Origin of the sequence: Zhengella mangrovi, from assembly GCF_002727065.1 — a bacterium.
In the GTDB taxonomy this organism is placed as follows: Bacteria; Pseudomonadota; Alphaproteobacteria; order Rhizobiales; family Rhizobiaceae; genus Zhengella; species Zhengella mangrovi.
This window is the reverse complement of record NZ_PDVP01000003.1, coordinates 207,422-223,854: the sequence shown is the minus strand read 5'-3', so window position 1 is coordinate 223,854 and position 16,433 is coordinate 207,422. Positions and strand designations below refer to the sequence as shown.

The 16,433-nt window shown below is 63.3% G+C and carries 14 protein-coding genes and 1 other RNA gene; 8 read left to right on the top strand and 7 right to left on the bottom strand.

The features are described 5' to 3' along the window. The 3 genes from CSC94_RS07900 to CSC94_RS07890 all read right to left on the bottom strand — a co-directional run bounded on the left by CSC94_RS07900 (position 1) and on the right by CSC94_RS07890 (position 2,864). Positions 1-1,218, bottom strand: coding sequence for a glycosyltransferase family protein (locus tag CSC94_RS07900; RefSeq protein ID WP_099305659.1), 1,218 nt, complete (start codon positions 1,216-1,218; stop codon positions 1-3). Beyond that, on the bottom strand, positions 1,215-1,997 hold the full coding sequence (locus CSC94_RS07895) for an HAD-IIB family hydrolase (protein ID WP_099305657.1): 783 nt from the start codon (positions 1,995-1,997) through the stop codon (positions 1,215-1,217). The genes CSC94_RS07900 and CSC94_RS07895 overlap by 4 nt, the downstream gene beginning before the upstream one ends. Before the next feature lie 81 nt (positions 1,998-2,078). Then, positions 2,079-2,864 (bottom strand): glycoside hydrolase family 25 protein, encoded by a 786-nt coding sequence (locus tag CSC94_RS07890; RefSeq protein ID WP_099305655.1) that lies wholly within the window; start codon positions 2,862-2,864, stop codon positions 2,079-2,081. 130 nt (positions 2,865-2,994) lie between these two features. On the opposite strand from CSC94_RS07890, the gene CSC94_RS07885 reads away from it, so the two are divergent. After that, positions 2,995-4,401, top strand: a complete 1,407-nt coding sequence (locus tag CSC94_RS07885) for a serine hydrolase domain-containing protein (RefSeq protein ID WP_099305653.1) — start codon at positions 2,995-2,997, stop codon at positions 4,399-4,401. 15 nt (positions 4,402-4,416) lie between these two features. Here CSC94_RS07885 and CSC94_RS07880 read toward each other — a convergent pair whose 3' ends face one another. The 3 genes from CSC94_RS07880 to CSC94_RS07870 form a co-directional block, all read right to left on the bottom strand. Further along, positions 4,417-5,619: a pyrophosphate--fructose-6-phosphate 1-phosphotransferase gene (locus CSC94_RS07880; protein ID WP_099305651.1), complete on the bottom strand. Its 1,203-nt coding sequence runs from the start codon at positions 5,617-5,619 to the stop codon at positions 4,417-4,419. Positions 5,620-5,710: 91 nt separating this feature from the next. Continuing rightward, on the bottom strand, positions 5,711-6,430 hold the full coding sequence (locus tag CSC94_RS07875; protein WP_099305649.1) for a VIT1/CCC1 transporter family protein: 720 nt from the start codon (positions 6,428-6,430) through the stop codon (positions 5,711-5,713). Positions 6,431-6,511: 81 nt separating this feature from the next. Continuing rightward, entirely contained in the window at positions 6,512-10,177 is a 3,666-nt protein-coding gene (locus tag CSC94_RS07870) for a hydantoinase B/oxoprolinase family protein (RefSeq protein WP_099305647.1), read from the bottom strand. 192 nt (positions 10,178-10,369) lie between these two features. Between CSC94_RS07870 and CSC94_RS07865 the strand changes: the two genes are divergently transcribed. From CSC94_RS07865 to rnpB, 7 genes are all read left to right on the top strand, one after another. Then, positions 10,370-10,828, top strand: a complete 459-nt coding sequence (locus CSC94_RS07865) for a winged helix DNA-binding protein (RefSeq protein ID WP_245408297.1) — start codon at positions 10,370-10,372, stop codon at positions 10,826-10,828. A 32-nt stretch (positions 10,829-10,860) separates the two neighbouring features. Continuing rightward, positions 10,861-11,361: a ribonuclease E activity regulator RraA gene (gene rraA, locus CSC94_RS07860; RefSeq protein ID WP_099305643.1), complete on the top strand. Its 501-nt coding sequence runs from the start codon at positions 10,861-10,863 to the stop codon at positions 11,359-11,361. Between the two features lie 74 nt (positions 11,362-11,435). Continuing rightward, a complete protein-coding gene (locus tag CSC94_RS07855) occupies positions 11,436-12,146 on the top strand; it encodes a J domain-containing protein (protein WP_099305641.1) in 711 nt (236 codons plus the stop codon). Further along, on the top strand, positions 12,143-12,907 hold the full coding sequence (locus tag CSC94_RS07850) for an N-acetylmuramoyl-L-alanine amidase (RefSeq protein WP_099305639.1): 765 nt from the start codon (positions 12,143-12,145) through the stop codon (positions 12,905-12,907). The genes CSC94_RS07855 and CSC94_RS07850 overlap by 4 nt, the downstream gene beginning before the upstream one ends. A 194-nt stretch (positions 12,908-13,101) precedes the next feature. Then, positions 13,102-13,662 (top strand): lytic transglycosylase domain-containing protein, encoded by a 561-nt coding sequence (locus CSC94_RS07845; RefSeq protein ID WP_099305637.1) that lies wholly within the window; start codon positions 13,102-13,104, stop codon positions 13,660-13,662. A 454-nt stretch (positions 13,663-14,116) separates the two neighbouring features. Further along, positions 14,117-14,653, top strand: a complete 537-nt coding sequence (locus CSC94_RS07840) for a lytic transglycosylase domain-containing protein (RefSeq protein WP_099305977.1) — start codon at positions 14,117-14,119, stop codon at positions 14,651-14,653. Between the two features lie 90 nt (positions 14,654-14,743). Continuing rightward, positions 14,744-15,180, top strand: an RNA gene (gene rnpB, locus CSC94_RS07835) — RNase P RNA component class A. Positions 15,181-15,189: 9 nt separating this feature from the next. On the opposite strand, the gene CSC94_RS07830 is transcribed toward rnpB, so the two are convergent. Next, positions 15,190-16,302, bottom strand: a complete 1,113-nt coding sequence (locus CSC94_RS07830; RefSeq protein ID WP_099305636.1) for a cystathionine gamma-lyase — start codon at positions 16,300-16,302, stop codon at positions 15,190-15,192. Positions 16,303-16,433: the final 131 nt, after the last annotated feature.

The following is a 16,433-nucleotide window of genomic DNA, read 5'->3' as shown; positions in this document are numbered from 1 at the left end:
TCAGCTTGCCTCGTTGTCGGCCTCCACAGCGGCCGCCATTTCACGGAACACGTCGGGCCAGGCGTCGTAAACCCGCCGCCAGTTGGGGATGAACGGCGTGGCAGACGGATTGTCGAAATAGACCTCGGCGGCATTCATGATGTTGGCGGCGAACAGTTCGACGGCCTGTTCCTCCTTGTGCCGGTCCAGCGTCAGCCCGTTGAAGACCGCATCCGCGTGGTAGCTTTCGATCAGGTCCAGCGCATTGCGATAGTAGGCGGCCTTCACGGCCCGCAAGGTTGCCCTCGACATGACCATGCCTTCGGTCGCCAGCTTGCGCAGGATCGCCTTGACGATGTCGGTCGACATGCGCGAAAGGCCCCTGCTGGCATCCTCGGCGGACAAGTCCTGGTGCTTGTGGTCGTAGATGTCGGCGATATCGACCTGGCAGATCTGGCGCTGCGACGAGTTGCGCCGAAGCTCTGACAGGAAGCCGATTTCAAGGCCCCAGTCGGAGGGAATGCGGATGTCCGGAACGACCTCCGTGCGCATGGCGAATTCACCGGAGAGCGGATAGCGGAAGGACGACAGGTAGCGGGTGTAGTTGTGCATCCCGCAGGTCATTTCGAGGGCTTCGAGGAAGGGCGTGACCAGCAGGCGGCAGACGCGGCCGTTCAGCGTGTTGTTGGCGACCCGCGAATAGTACCCCTTGGCAAAGAGGTAGGGGAAATCCGGATTGACGACAGGGTAGATCAACCGGGCGAGCAGCCCGCGGTCATAGGTGACGATGTCACAGTCGTGCAGGGCCAGAACCTTGCCGCGCTGCGCCGCAAGCGCATAGCCCATCATGTACCAGACATTGCGCCCCTTGCCGAGTTCGGTCGGTGCCAGGCCAAGCGTATCCAGCTTTTCATGGATGGCCGTCATGCGCGGCCCGTCATTCCAGATCACGCGGTGATGATGCGGCAGCTTGTCGAAAAACGCCTTGGCATGATGAAACTGGTCGCGGTCGGCGCGATCCAATCCGATATAGATTTCAGAGATGTAGGGAATATCCTTGAGAACGTCGATGATGCGGGGCAGGGCATCGCCTTCCAGTTCCGAAAACAGGGACGGCAGCGTCAGCGTGACGGGCCGGATCCTGGCGAAACGGGCGACCTCCGCCTCCAAGTCCTCCAGCGGACGTCGGGTCAGGTTGTGCAAGGTGGTGATGGCGCCTGTCTGGTGAAAATCACTCATCGGATCGCTTGTTTCCCTGTTTCGGCGTGTTTCTCAATGATGGACAGAACGGCCTGGTTCCAGCCCTCCGGCCCTGCCAGCGTGGTGCGGACAATTTTTCCCGCTGTCTCGCCGGCCAGGGCGGGCAAAGGCGAATGGGCCGGATTGGCTACAACAATGCCGATATCGGCCTCTTGCAACATGGCGACGTCATTCGGGGCGTCGCCCAGCGCAACGACCGGACCGCTGGCCCCCAGGTGCGTACAGACCTCGTGCATTCGCGAAGCCTTGGAGAGGCCGTGCGAGAGGGTGAGGAACCGGCCGCCTCTTATGCCTTCGATGCCGGACGCGGCGAGTGCGCCCACGAAGGCAGCCTCATCCTGCGCGTCGCCCGTGAAGATGCCCGGTTCAGAAAAATTCCGCTGTTTGGCGAGGCGGGCTGCCTCTTCCGGCAAGCCGGTCCGGACGGACACTTCTTCAACCGTCCAGTCGCCGAACCCCTCGAAGAGGCGCCTCAGTCGACCAGGAAGTTGTTCGAGGGCATCGCGGATCGCTTGCCACTGCGACCGGTCACCGGCCTCGCTTCCGGGCCAGGCGATGCCCGCGCCGTTTTCGACAATGGCAGGTCCCGCCAGTCCTGCTTCCTGCATGATGGGGGCTACTTCGGCGGCCGTCTTCGATGTCGCGGGAACAACGGGAATGCCCCTCCTTGCACATTCTCCCAGCGCCGGTCGCGCAGCCTTCAGGGAATAGGTCTCATGATCCAGCAAGGTGCCGTCGAGATCGGTAAAGATGATCATAAGACAACTATAGGCCGGCCCCGGCGCCGTTCAACTTGATGTGGCGCAAGACAAAGCTGTTTCCGCAGGATTTCAAAAGGTTTATTTCGTATTCGCCGATACCCAGCGCTGCCAGTCGGCCTGGGAGCCGCGATAGACATTGATATCGGTGTCGCCGCGAATGCCGGGCACGACGCCGGTCCCTGTGTACTGCCAGAAGGTCCAGTTCTGGTCGCCGTATTTTTCCGAGGGGTGGCCGGCAACGGAGCGCAGCCAGAAGGGATAGCCGCGGATCTTCCAGAGCTGGTTGTGCTCGAAAAAGTCGACGGTGGTGTAGATGATCGGAGTCTTTCCATAGTGGCGTGCAACCTGCCGCAGGAAGACGTCCATTTCCTTGCGTACGGCGTCGGGCTCCGGCCGGAAGGTGCAGGTTGGCGACTTGTGGTTCCACTCCATGTCGAGCACCGGGGGCAGGGCCTTCCGGTCCACCGGCACGTTCTTCTTGTACCACAGCGCCTGTTCGAAGGCGGGACGGCAGAAATAGAAGAAATGGTAGGCACCGCGTGGCAGCCCCGCCTTTCCGGCCGCCTGCCAGTTGGCAAGGAACAGGTCATCGACGCGGTCGCCTCCTTCGGTCGCCTTGATGAAGGCAAAGGCGACGCCGGCGCGCTTGGCGGCCCGCCAGTCGATCTGGCCCTGGTACTTGGCGACGTCGATGCCATGGACGGGATAATGCCACGGTGTCCGCCCCGTCCACTCATGCGGATCATTGTCTCCAAAGCGGGGGCTGCTCACCGCGACACGCAAATCCAGCGCCTGGTCGACATTGGAGGCGGTGCAGGCTGTCAGTGAAAGGGCCATCGCGATGGCGGAAGCGGTTCGGCGCATGAGGTCGAATCAATCCTGAAAGGCTTGCCATCAACGTATTGCAAGGTTCGCCTTGCGTCACCCCTCGCGCTCTTGATCAGCATCTGCTTTCGGGCCACGCTCGCAACAGGCCGAGAAGGGGAGAGCAGGCATGGGGCGCATTGCGAAGTGGCTTGGCGGACTGATTGGCGTCGCGTTGATTGTCGGGGCCGGGTGGCTTGCCATCGCACCGCCGGCAGTGATCCGCGTGGCAACGAACTATGCAGCCAAGATCGTCTGCTCGAGCGTCTTCGTGTCCGGCCGTGGCGCCGACGACGTCATCGAGACGGACATGCAAGCGCCCGGCATCCTGATCTTCAAGCTCATCTCCGTGGATGTGGACAGGGACGCGACGCCACCGCGGGTCAAGGCACGCCTGTTCGGCCTGTTCGGGAACGGGCAAGCCATCTGGCGTGGAGAGCGGCTTGGCTGTTCCATCGTTCCAGATGGCGCACCTGTACCGAAGGTCGAGGATGCCATTCCGGCGGTCCCTGCCGTTGATGCCGATGCGCTCTGGCCGGAGGGCGAACGTGTCGAGCCATCGCAAGATGCGGCGATCGCGGAAATCCTCGACAACGACCAGCTCACCGGTCCCGGCATGCGTGGCGTGGTGGTCGTTCACAACGGCCGGATCATCGGCGAGCGCTACGGGACCGGTTTCGATGCCGACGTGCCCCTGCTCGGGTGGTCGATGACGAAAAGCGTCACCGCTGCGATTATCGGCACGGTGGTCGGAAGCGGAAAACTGAGCCTCGACCAGGCCGGTCTGTTCGAGGGCTGGAAACAGGACGAGCGCGCAAAGGTCACACTGGCATCGATGATGGGCATGGCGTCGGGACTGGCCTGGAACGAAGGTTACGGCGCCGTATCCGACGTGACACGGATGCTCTATCTCGAAGGCGACATGGCGGCCTTTGCCGCTTCCAAGCCCTATGATCCGGTTCACGGCAATCCGGACGGCGACCGGTTGTTCAACTATTCATCCGGAACCACGGTGATGCTTTCGGATGTCTGGATGCGGGCGGTGAGCCAGCCCATTTCCTATCCGTGGGAGGCGCTGTTCAAACCCGTCGGCATGGCCAGTGCGACCTTCGAGACCGATTCATCCGGCACGTTCGTCGGTTCTTCCTATCTCTATGCCACGCCGCGGGACTGGGCCCGCTTCGGGCAGTTCCTGCTCCAGGGCGGGACATGGAAGGGGGAGGCGCTCCTGCCACCCGACTACGTGACCTGGATGACCAGTCCGGAAGAGGCCTCAAAGACGGCGTGGGGCGGATACGAATACGGCCACCAGGTCTGGCTGGTCGGGCCGGAAGGCGGCACGCCGAAGGACGAAAACCCCGACGCCGGTTTCGATCTGCCGGAGGATGCATTCTGGATGCTGGGCCATGACGGCCAGTCCGTTGCCGTTGTTCCTTCCCGCAATCTCGTCGTGGTACGCATGGGCCTGACGCCTTCCAGCCTGGGCTACAAGCCGCAGGCGCTGGTCGCGGCGCTCGCAAAGGCCGTCATGCAATAGCCGGATCGGCTCTTGTCAGGCCTGCCCGGTCCGCGCAAGGATATCCTGGAACCAGCCGGCTTCCGGGTCGAACGGTTTACCGCCGGCGATGCGGTCGAATTCAATCGTCCGAAGGCGGCCGCCATGACCCTCGTCATGGCCGACGACGCCGGCAATGCCATCCAGCGCGCTGGTTACCGCATGGTCGGCCATGCCCTTGATGAGGTGAAGATCCTGCGCATTGGCCGGGGCAGAGCGGGCATAGTAGCCGGATTTCTGGACCAGCGTCTTGTCGGCACCGATCGCCTTTGCGAATTGCCTTGCAAACCAGTCACCTACCTTGACATCATCAAGCCGGACATGACCGAAAGCATCGCGCGGCAAGGTCTCGCCGGCCGCTTCGCGCTCCGCGACGATTTCATCGACACAGGCGCCTTCCGACACGAAGATGGTCGCGTAGCCGGTATCCTTCATCGCCTTTCTCAGGCGTTCTATCTCTCCTTCGGCGTAGAAGGGCATTTCCGGGATGTAGACCGCATCAACGTCCTTGAGAGCGTGGTTCATCATCAGGCCCTCGCAATAGGCCCGTCCTTCGATGCGCTCGTTGTAGGATCGCAGCGTCGCGGCAGTCAGCCAGCCAGAATGGCGTCCCATGACCTCATGCACGACGAAGGTGTTCGGCGTTGCACTCTGCTCGTTGGAGACGTGATCGAAGAAGCGGGCGCCCACTTCGGCGGCCGTCAAGGCGCCCAGCGACTGCCGGATCGGAATGATATCGTTGTCAACCGTCTTGGGCAGGCCAACGACCGTCATGTCGAATCCGTCGGCCTTGAGGTGTGCCGCGAGATCGGCCGCCGTCGTGTTGGTATCGTCGCCGCCGATCGTGTGGAGAATGGTAATCCCGTCTGCTTCCAGCCTGCGTGCGGCTGCATCGAGCGGGTTTTCTCCCGGCCTGACGAGGCCCCGCTTTTCGCAGTCCTGCGCGTTGGTCAGTTTCACGCGGGAATTGCCGATCGGTGAGCCGCCGTGGTGCAGCAGCGCCCGGGCGTTGGCGCGGACCTGGGGCGTCACCGGCAGGATATCGCCCTTCAGCAGACCGGAGTAGCCGGACCGGTAGGCGACGATCTCGATCTCGGGAGCGATCTCGCTGTAGCGCTCTATGAGGCAGCCGACGGCGGCCGAAAGGCACGGGGCGAGGCCGCCAGCCGTGAGCAGGGCGATTTTGCGCTTGGCAGGCATGGCTTTTCCACAGAATCCGAAGATAATTAAATCGATTTAACTATATCCGGACATGGAAGCGATGTCCATCCACCCGTCGTCAATGCGGCCGTCAGGCAAGCCCCTGCAGAAGGACGCCGACCACGTAGGCCAGCGACGATGCGGCGGATCCGATCAACAGGGTTTCCAGTGCCGAACGCCACCAGGGTGCCAGCGACCACAGCGACTTCGCCGCGCCAATGGAAAGGAATACGGCACCTGTCATGACAATGGACACCGTGAACGGGGACGGAAGGGAAAACGCGAAGGGGATCAGCGGGACAATCCCGCACAGCAGGAACGCGAGGAAGGTGACACCGGCGGCCGACAGCGGCGAGGGATCCACGGACGAAAGGCCGTATTCGTCGGTCAGCATCAGGCGGATCCAGGTTTCCCGGTCCGACGTCACGGCCTCGACCGCGTCTTCCAGCGTGGTGCCGGACAGGCCCTTGGCCGCAAGGATCTGGCGGACTTCCTCCCGCTCGCCATCGGGTTCAAGCCGGATATGCTTCTGTTCGATTTCGCGTATCCGGTCCCGGTCATCCAGTTCCGTCTTGGTGCCGGAATAATTGCTGGCGGCCATGGAAAAGCCGTCGGCCACGAGGTTCGCGAGGCCCAGAATGAGCACGACACCGGAGGAGAGGCCGGCGCCTTCCACGCCGGCGACAACGGCGAAGGTCGTCACCGACCCGTCGATCCCGCCATAGACGAAATCGCGCAGGTAGGACCGGTGACCGCCATCGGCGAGGCGCGTCGCGATGGCATCAGCGTCGTGACTGTGTTCGAGCGGCATGGCGGTTCCCTGTCCGGAGAGCAAGCGAAGGCTACCATGACAGACGGCGAGCTTGCCCGCCTTGATCGAGATCGCCCCAGGTCAGCGTTTGCCGAAAGCGCCGGCCGTCGGAGTCGTCACGATAACGGCTTCGCCGGCTTCCAGGATGGTCTGATCGCAGGCTTTCAGGGTTTCCACGGAGCCGTCGCGGCGCCGGACCTGGGTCAGGCCGACCTGGCCTTCACCGCCGCCGGCGATGCCTTGCGGCGGCCGGTTGCGGTGAGAGGACAGGATGGCGCAATCCATCTTCTCGCGGAAACGGACGGTTCGCCGGGTTCCGTCGCCGGCATTCCAGCGACCCTTGCCGCCGGAGCCCTCGCGAATGTGGAAGTCTTCCAGCACCACGGGAAAACGCAGTTCGAGGATTTCCGGATCGGTCAGGCGGGAATTGGTCATGTGGGTGTGAACGCCCGACGTACCGGCAAATCCGCGGCCGTCATTCATCGTGCCAGCGGGGGAGCCTGAACAGATCGTCTCGTAATACTGGTGCCTGTCGTTGCCGTAAGTGAGATTGTTCATCGTCCCCTGCGCATTGGCGAGTGCGCCCATGGCGGCAAAGAGCGCGTTGGTGACATGCTGTGACGTTTCGACGTTGCCGGCCACCACCGCGGCAGGGTAGGCGGGACGCAGCATGCAGCCATCCGGGATGATGATGTTGATGGGACGCAGGCAGCCCGCGTTCATGGGAATGTTGCCCTCGACCATGACGCGGAAGGCATAGAGGACCGCCGCGCGGGTGACCGGTTCGGGTGCATTGAAATTGTTCTTCATGACAGACGAGGTGCCGGTAAAGTCCACCGTTGCCTCGCGCTTTTCCCGGTCCACGGTGATCCGGACCCTGATGGTCTGACCCGTGTCAGTCGGGTAGTCATAGGCGCTCTCGTCGGGAAGGCGCGACAGGACCTCGCGTACCGCCTCGGCGGCATTGTCCTGGACATGGCCCATGTAGGCTTCGACCACGTCGAGGCCGAAGTTCGCCACCATGCGGCGCAGTTCGGCCACGCCCTTCTCGTTGGCGGCAATCTGCGCCTTCAGGTCGGCGACGTTCTGATGCACGTTGCGTACGGGGAAGGGGTGGTCTGTCAGCAGATCGACGAGTTCCGCCTCCCGGAACCGGCCCTTTTCAACGAGCCGGAAATTGTCGATGAGCACGCCTTCCTCGTCGACCGTCGTGGCCAAAGGCGTCATGGAGCCCGGCGCCGAGCCGCCGACATCCGCATGGTGACCGCGCGAGGCCGTCCAGAACAGGATCTCGCTGCCGTCGTCATCGAAAACCGGCGTGACGACCGTGATGTCGGGAAGGTGGGTTCCGCCGTTGTAGGGCGCGTTCAGCGCGAAGACGTCGCCAGGCTGGATCCTGCCCTCGTTGAGCTTGATGATGGTTTCCACGGAGCGGTCCATCGAGCCGAGATGCACCGGCATGTGCGGTGCATTGGCGACCAGGGCACCGGTCCGGTCGAAGACGGCGCAAGAGAAGTCCAGGCGCTCCTTGATGTTGACCGAGTAGGCCGTGTTCTGCAGCGTCACGCCCATCTGTTCGGCGATCGACATGAAGAGATTGTTGAAGACTTCCAGCAGGATGGGGTCGGCACCCTTGCCGTCCTCGCCGGTCGTGCCGAGGGCCGCCATGCGCTCCATCCGTTCGATCCGGCGCAGGAGCACGTGGTCGCGGGCCGTGATCTCGGCCTGCCAGCCCGGCTCGACAACGATCGTCTGGTTGGCCTCGATGACGAGGGCAGGGCCTTTCAGCCGTGCGCCCGGTGTCATGTTTTCCCGGCGCACCAGCCTGGCGTCGTGCCAGCGCCCGCCCGAAAAGACCTTGCGGGTCTCGCCGGTCTCGAAATCCCGGCCGTCGACCTCGAGTTCGGGTTCGATGCCGCCGGGATCCCGGATATCCGACGCCTCCACCGACAGGCTTTCGATGACCAGCGGCTTGTCGTCGTAGATGAAGCCGAACTGGGCCTTGTGGGCGGATTCGAAGGCCGCCTTGGCCGCCTCGGGAGAATACCCGGCAAAATCCACCGGCAGGGTCGTGTCCGTCCCGTCGTACCGGATCTGCAGGAGGGGGCGCCAGCCAATCGCATCCTCGGGGATGCCTTGCCCCGCGAGTTCATCGAAAACCTGGTCCCGCAGCTGTTCGGCGATGTCGCGGATCTCGGAGACGGCGGCCTCGCCAAGCGGCTTCAGGAGTGCCTGCTGGCGCGAGGCGAACACCGCGGCAAGCCCGATGCCATAGGCCGACAGAAGACCGGACAGCGGGTGGATCAGGACTGATTCCATGCCAAGGGCGTCCGCCACCATGCAGGCATGCTGGCCACCGGCGCCGCCAAAGCAGTTCAGGAGATACCTGGTCACATCGTAGCCGCGTTGCACGGAGATCTTCTTGATGGCGTTCGCCATGTTCTCCACGGCGATCGTGACGAATCCCTCGGCGACTTCCTCGGGCGATTTTCCGTCCCGGGCCTGGGCGGCCAGTTCGGCGAACCGGCTTGCCACGACATCGCGATCGAGCGGCTGGTTCTGGTCAGGGCCGAAGATGGCCGGGAACTGGTCCGGCTGGAGCTTGCCCAGCATGACATTGGCGTCGGTGACGGCCAGCGGGCCGCCGCGCCGGTAACAGGCGGGGCCGGGATTGGCACCGGCGGAATCGGGACCGGCCTGGAAACGGCCCTGGTCGAAATGAAGGATCGAGCCGCCACCGGCTGCCACCGTGTGGATGCGCATCATGGGAGCGCGAATCCGCACACCTGCCACTTCCGTGTCGAAGGCCCGTTCGTAGTCGCCGTCATAATGGGCGACGTCGGTCGAGGTGCCGCCCATGTCGAAACCGATCACCTTGTCGAAACCGGCCAGGCGGGCCGTCTCCACCATGCCGACAACACCGCCGGCCGGGCCGGAAAGGATCGCATCCTTGCCCTGGAACAGGTCGGCAGCCGTCAGGCCGCCCGACGACATCATGAACATCAGCCGGGGCCGGTCGGACGCGTCCTGCTGGTCGCCGCCGATGTCAGCGCCCAGTTCGTCGGCCACCTGGCGGACGTAGCGCCCGAGGATCGGCGTCAGGTAGGCATCGACCACGGTCGTGTCGCCGCGGCCGACGAACTTGATCAGCGGCGAAACCTGGTGACTGACGGATACCTGGCCGAAGCCGATCCTGCGCGCGCAACCCGCGGCGAGTTCCTCGTGCTGGGGGTAGTTCCAGGCATGCATGAAGCAGATGGCCACGGAATCGATCCCGTCGGCCTTGATCTGTTTCAGCGCCGCCTCGATCGTCTCGGGATCCGGCGTCGCTTCGGTCGTTCCGTCGGCCAGGATGCGTTCGTCGATCTCGATCACGCGCTCGTAAAGCTGCTCGGGCAGGACGATCTCCTTGGCGAAGATGTCCGGCCGCGCCTGGTAGGCAATGCGGAGCGCATCGCGAAACCCCTTCGTGACGAGGAGGGCAACCCGGTCGCCCTTGCGTTCCAGGAGCGCGTTCGTGGCCACTGTCGTGCCCATTTTGACATCGCCGATCCGGCCCGGCGGAACCGGTTCACCCGACTTGAGGCCGAGCAGGTCGCGAATGCCCTGGATGGCGGCATCGCGGTAGGCTTCCGGGTTTTCGGACAGCAGCTTGCGCGGATGCAGCGAGCCGTCCGGTGCACGGCCAATGACATCGGTGAACGTGCCGCCGCGGTCGATCCAGAAATCCCACTTGCCTTCGGTCATGTCCGTTTCCCTGATCTTGCCTGGCCATGAACGCGCATTGCGTCCTGGCGCAGGATAGGCCATGATGATTGCATAATGTCAACAAAATATCGATAAAATGTTGGTATGAGTATGGCTGAAAAAACCAGACGACAGCATGGACAAGAGGCCGCGATCCCGGTCGTTTCTGCGGCGCACCTGGCGGACGGAGCGATGCCGGCCCTGTCCGAAATGGAATTCGCACTCGTCATCCAGACCAATGCCTATCACCGCTGGATCGCCCGTTGCATGGCGGCTGCCGGCGGCGAGGGGCTATCCGCCATGGAAGTGCAGATCCTCCATGCCGTCAACCACCGTGCCCGCGACAAGAGCCTCAGCGAACTGACCATGATGTTCAACATCGAGGATACCCACGTGGTCACCTATGCGCTGAAAAAGCTCGAAGGCCAGAAGCTGGTCGAGGCGGGACGGCGCGGCAAGGAGAAGACCGTGCGCATCACGGCAGCGGGTGAAGCGCTGTGCCTGAAATACCGCGAGGTTCGCGAGGCTCTCCTGGTCTCGGGCATGAAGCAGCTCGGGCTTGACGAGAAGCGGCTCTCGGAGCTTGCTGCCCTGATGCGGGTGCTCTCCGGACAGTATGACCAGGCTGCCCGGGCTGCGGCGAGCATCTGACCGGTTCCTGACCTGAAGCCTGGAAGGCAAAGATGACACTGCATACGACCGATCTCAGCGACGCCTACGAAAACCGTTGCCGTTCGCTGGCACTCGCCTGGAATGACTACGGCGGCCGAAGCGGGGCCGCAGGGCGTGCGGCAACGTTGCTGGTGTTCGAAGACAACGCCCAGGTCCGCGCGATGCTGGAAACCGAGGGGGAGGGGCGTATCCTTGTCGTCGCGGGCGGCGGTTCGTTGCGCTCTGCGCTGCTTGGCGGCAACCTGGCAAAGCTGGCCGCCGGAAACGGGTGGGCGGGGGTCGTGATCGACGGCGCCGTTCGGGATGCGCATGAGTGCCTTGCCGAAGCCGTCTGCATCAAGGCGCTCGGAACCGCGCCGCGCAAGAGCGCGAAGGCTGGTGAAGGAGCCGAACATGTCCCGGTCCTGATCGGCGGCGCCATCGTCCGCCCTGGCGACATCCTCGTCATGGATGGTGACGGAGTGGTGTGCCTGCGGCCGGATCCCGATATCGTGGCCGCGGTCTTGCCATAGGTGGCGAAACCTTTCAGGATCAAATCCTGAACAGCCTCCCTTTTCCTCGCGAGACGGATCGCCTAGACAGGGTCATGTCTATCTGGACGAAACTCGGAACTTTCGTGTCGCGCATCTCAACCGGTGCGCTGACCGGAGTCGTGGATGCCGTGCGCACCGTGTTCGAGGGCGATCCCGAGACGCGGCGCAACGTTGCCTTTTCCATCGCGATGATCGCGCTTTCGGCCAAAATGGCGAAGGCGGACGGCGTTGTCACGCAGGACGAGGTCCGTGCCTTTCAGCAGATCTTCCATGTGCCTGACTCCGAACGGCGTAACGTCTCCCGTCTCTACGATCTCGCCAAGCAGGATATCTCCGGCTACGAATCCTACGCGCGCCAGATGTCGTCGCTGTGCGGCGCCGGCGAGCCGGGATGCCCGGTGATGGAAGACATCCTCGACGGGCTCTTCCATATCGCCAAGGCGGACGGCGTGGTGCACGAGGACGAGATGGCTTTCCTGAAGCGCGTCTCGGACATTTTCGGCTTCGACGATCACGGGTTCAGGCGGATCTCGGCCCGGCATGTCGATCTCGGCGAGAGCGATCCCTACACGGTTCTCGGACTCGAGCGGGGCGTGGACTTCACACTCGTTCGCCAGCGCTACCGCGAACTGGTTCGGGAAAACCATCCGGACCGGCTGATCGCCCGCGGGATGCCGGAGGAGTTCATCGTGATCGCCCATGATCGCATGGCTGCCATCAATGCAGCCTACGCCGCGATCGAAAAGGAACTGGCCACCGCATGACCGGATTCAGGCCCGATCATGCGGGTGCCGACGTGCGTACCTCGCCCAACTTCGGACCACGCCGCGACAACAAGGCGCCAACCATTCTCCTGCTCCATTACACCGGCATGGAGACCGGCGAGGCCGCCGAGAGCTGGCTTTGCGACCCTGCCAGCAACGTATCCTGCCACTACATCGTCCACGAAGACGGCCGGATCGTGCAAATGGTGCGTGAGGCAGACCGCGCCTGGCACGCCGGCGCGGCTTACTGGGCCGGCGAAACCGATATCAATTCGGCCTCGATCGGTATCGAGATCGTGAACCCCGGCCATGCGGGCGAACTGCCCGAATTCCCGCAAGCCCAGATCGATGCCGTCATCGATCTTTCAAGGGGCATCGTGCAGCGTCACGGCATTCATCCGGAAAACGTTCTCGCCCATTCGGACGTGGCACCGGGCCGGAAATGCGATCCGGGCGAGAAATTCCCATGGTCACGGCTCGCCGATGCGGGCCTGTGCATCTACGTCGAACCGGCCGCCATTGATAAGGGTGACCTGTTGCAGGCCGGAGCCAAGGGCGAAGCTGTGGAAAAGCTGCAATCGATGCTTGCGCTCGTGGGCTACGGCGTGGATATCAGCGGGAACTTCGATGAGCGCACACGCGATTGCGTCACGGCGTTCCAGCGCCGGTACCGGGCCCGGAAGGTCGATGGCATCGCCGACCCGTCGACCGTGAAGACACTCGAAGCGCTTCTGGATCGTCTTCCTGACGCCTTTTCATAATTCAGTTTATTATGCTGCAGTGCGAAATGTTCTGTCGTGAAACGTGATCGCGCGTGGCTTGCCCTTGCCGTCCGGTTTCGTCCATAACCCTCGCCGAAAGGTTGAGCGGAGTGTGCGCCGCACCTTTTGATCAAAGGAGAGTGTCGCCGGCTTGAGCGCGATAGCCGGCATACGAGTACCAAGACCGGGGCAACATGAAGATTTTCAATTACCGGGCGATGGCGATTGCCGTCGCGGCAGGCGTGTCGTTTTCCGCAGCGCAGGCGTATGCGGAACCCGGCTCTGTTTCATCCATCGAACGGGGATATGTGGTCGTCAACCAATCCGGCGAGCATCACTCCGAAGAACTGAACCACAATGTTTCTGCCGGATATGCCTTGCCGGTCGCCGGTCGCAAGTACTCGGCGCTGATCGAACACTATGCCGCTGAATACGGCGTTCCGCCGAAGCTTGCCCATGCGATCGTTCGCATCGAGAGCAACTATCGCGCCAACGCGCGCGGATCGGCCGGCGAGATCGGACTGATGCAAGTGAAGCCCTCGACCGCACGGCTGATGGGATACCACGGATCGGCCAGGGGACTGTTTCACCCGGAGACCAACATCAAGTTCGGGATGAAATACCTGGGCAAGGCCCACAAACTGGGTGGCGGAACGATCTGCGGCACGATCCTCAAGTACAATGCAGGGCATGCCGCCAAGCGGATGAACCCGGTTTCGAGGCGTTACTGCGCAAAGGTCAAGCGCTACATGTGACGGCCATGCTGGCCGGACGATCCCGCGCAGCCTCGACGGGCGGTGGTTCTCTCCTTCAGGCAAGGCGGTGAAACCGGTGTCCGGGCGGCAACCCGGCGGGCTTCTGCGTGTCCAATTCGCGTGATCGGCCCTGTGGCGGCTGCCCTGATTGCCCTGAAAGTGGCGGTTCAGTCGCCGGGGTCCGTCGAGCGGCTTGCCCTTGGTGGTGTGGAAAAACAATATAAAACAATATCTTGCTGCAGTGCGAAACAATTCGTCGTGAAACGTGATTGGACTCGCCATACTCGCGCCGTCCGCCGCCGCGAGAAGCGCTCCATGAAAGGTTGAGCGGTGCGGCCGCGCCTTTCCCACCACTGTTGTTTTCAGGGCAGCCGGCAACGTCTTGCCGGCACACAAACCAAATCGGGGTACTATGAAAAACAGGTTTCTTGCCGCTGCGGCCACGGTCGCGGGGATGGTTCTTTTTGCCGCCATTTCTCCGGCGAACGCGGAGTCGGACAGGGCGGGTGCGTCCTACTATCGCCACAAGGTCGCCGTCGACCGGAGCATCAAGACCGGCTCGGTCAAGCATGTCACGAAGGAAAGCACCCATACGGTTTCGGCGGGCTATGCAAAGCCCGTGACCGGCCGGAAGTATTCCTCGCTGATCAACCAGTACGCGGCCAAGTACGGGGTTCCGTCCCAACTGGCCCATGCCGTGATCCGGGTCGAGAGCAACTACCGGGCCAATGCGCGCGGTTCGGCCGGCGAGATCGGGCTGATGCAGGTGAAGCCGTCGACGGCCCGGATGATGGGCTACAGCGGTTCCGCGAAGGGCCTCTATCATCCCGAAACGAACATCAAGTTCGGCATGAAGTACCTGGCCATGGCACACAAGCTGGGCGGCGGGTCCGTTTGCGGCACGATCCTCAAGTACAATGCAGGGCATGGCGCCAAGCGGATGAACCCGGTCTCGGCCCGCTACTGCGCCAAGGTGAAGCGCTACATGTAACCGGCCGCGAGGACGCTGGAAAAACCCGCCGGCCCGGTGCCGGCGGGTTTTTTCTTGGAACGCTGCCGACAAGCGGCTAAGGAGGCGATGTCAGCCGGCCGGGCGGCCGCGACTGCAGGTGCCGAAAGGCCGCAGTCGAGGAAAGTCCGGGCTCCATGGAAACACGGTGCCGGGTAACGCCCGGCGGGGGAAACCCCAGGGAAAGCGCCACAGAAAGCAAACCGCCCCGCCACCCTTCCGGCCTGCCAGAGTGCAGGCGATGAAGGCCTGAACGGCGGCGGGGCAAGGGTGAAAGGGTGGGGTAAGAGCCCACCGCGCGGGCAGCAATGTCGGCGGCATGGCAAGCCCCACCGGGAGCAAGACCGAATAGGGATGACGCGGCGAAAGCCGGGGCTGTTTCCGGCTCCAGTCATCCGGGTAGGTTGCTCGAGGTGTCCGGCAACGGACATCCCAGAGGAATGGTCGCCACGTTCATGCCCCTCGGGACATGGGCCATACAGAACCCGGCTTACAGGCCGGCTGACACCTTTTTCTGATCATCCGGCTGTGTTCAGGGCTTCATCGAGCGCATGCCAGAGTTCTTCCGCCGGCTCGCAGCCGATGGACAGGCGCACGAATCCCGGGTCAACGGCGTCGCCCCAGCGGGCCCGCCGCTCGGCCGACGTGTGGACGCCACCGAAGGACGTCGCCGGCTGGATCATCGGGCAATGGCTGATAAACCGTTCCGCTGCCTGTTCGCTGGCCAGGGTCAGCCCGATCAGGAAGCCGTGGCGGCTCATCTGACTGGCTGCAAGAGCGTGCCCTGGATCTGACGGCAGGCCCGGGTAGCGGATGGTCCGGACGGCGGCGTGGCCGGCCAGCCGCTCGGCGATCACGCCGGCAGTCCGGCACATCCGGTCAAACCGGACTTCGAGTGTTTCCATCCCGCGATGGACCAGCCATGCCTCGAAGGGGCCGGGAATGGCGCCCGAAAGCTTGCGCCAGTCCTTCAGCGCTGTCAGCAGGGCTTCGTTGCGCGTGGCGACATGACCGAAGAGGGCATCGGAATGGCCATTCATGGCCTTCGTGTCGGATGCAAGCACCAGGTCGCAACCGAGATCGAGCGGCTGCTGGCCAAGCGGCGTCATCGTGGTGTTGTCGGCCACCGTCAGCGCGCCTGCCTCTCTTGCCTGCCTGGCGGCGGCGGCAATATCGCAGATGTCGAGGCCCGGGTTCGAAGGGCTTTCGATGAAGACCATGCGGTAGCCGGAAAACCCGCCGTCGAGAAAGCTCGCGGTCGGGCGCGTATCAAAGGCGATGCCGAGCGGGGTGAGGAAGCGATCCGCCAGCACCCGCGTGGTGTAGTAGCCGTCCGATGGCAACAGCACACGGTCGCCCTGGCGCAGCGTGCTGTAGAAGACGGCGGCGATGGCTCCCATGCCGGAAGGAAAAATCACGGACGGTGCGTTCTCCAGCAGTTCCAGCGCGCCCTCGACATGCTCCCAGGTGGCGTTGGAGAAGCGTCCGTACTGGGCGAAACCGGCCGGATCTCCCGGCAGGTGATACATCGATGCCATGGTGAGCGGCAGGGCAACAGGATCGCCCTTGGACATGGTTTGCGCCCTGAGATGAAGAAGCCGCGCGGCGCGGCTTTCTGCAGAATCCGTCATTTCGTCTCCCTGCCGGAAGGCCGGCTTGCACTGTCCGTCAACTCCTAGGGCCGACGGCCGTGCGGAGCAAGATGCGGCCGTGAAGGGAATGCCTAACGGTTCCTTAATCTTAAGCCGTCATAAACCATGAC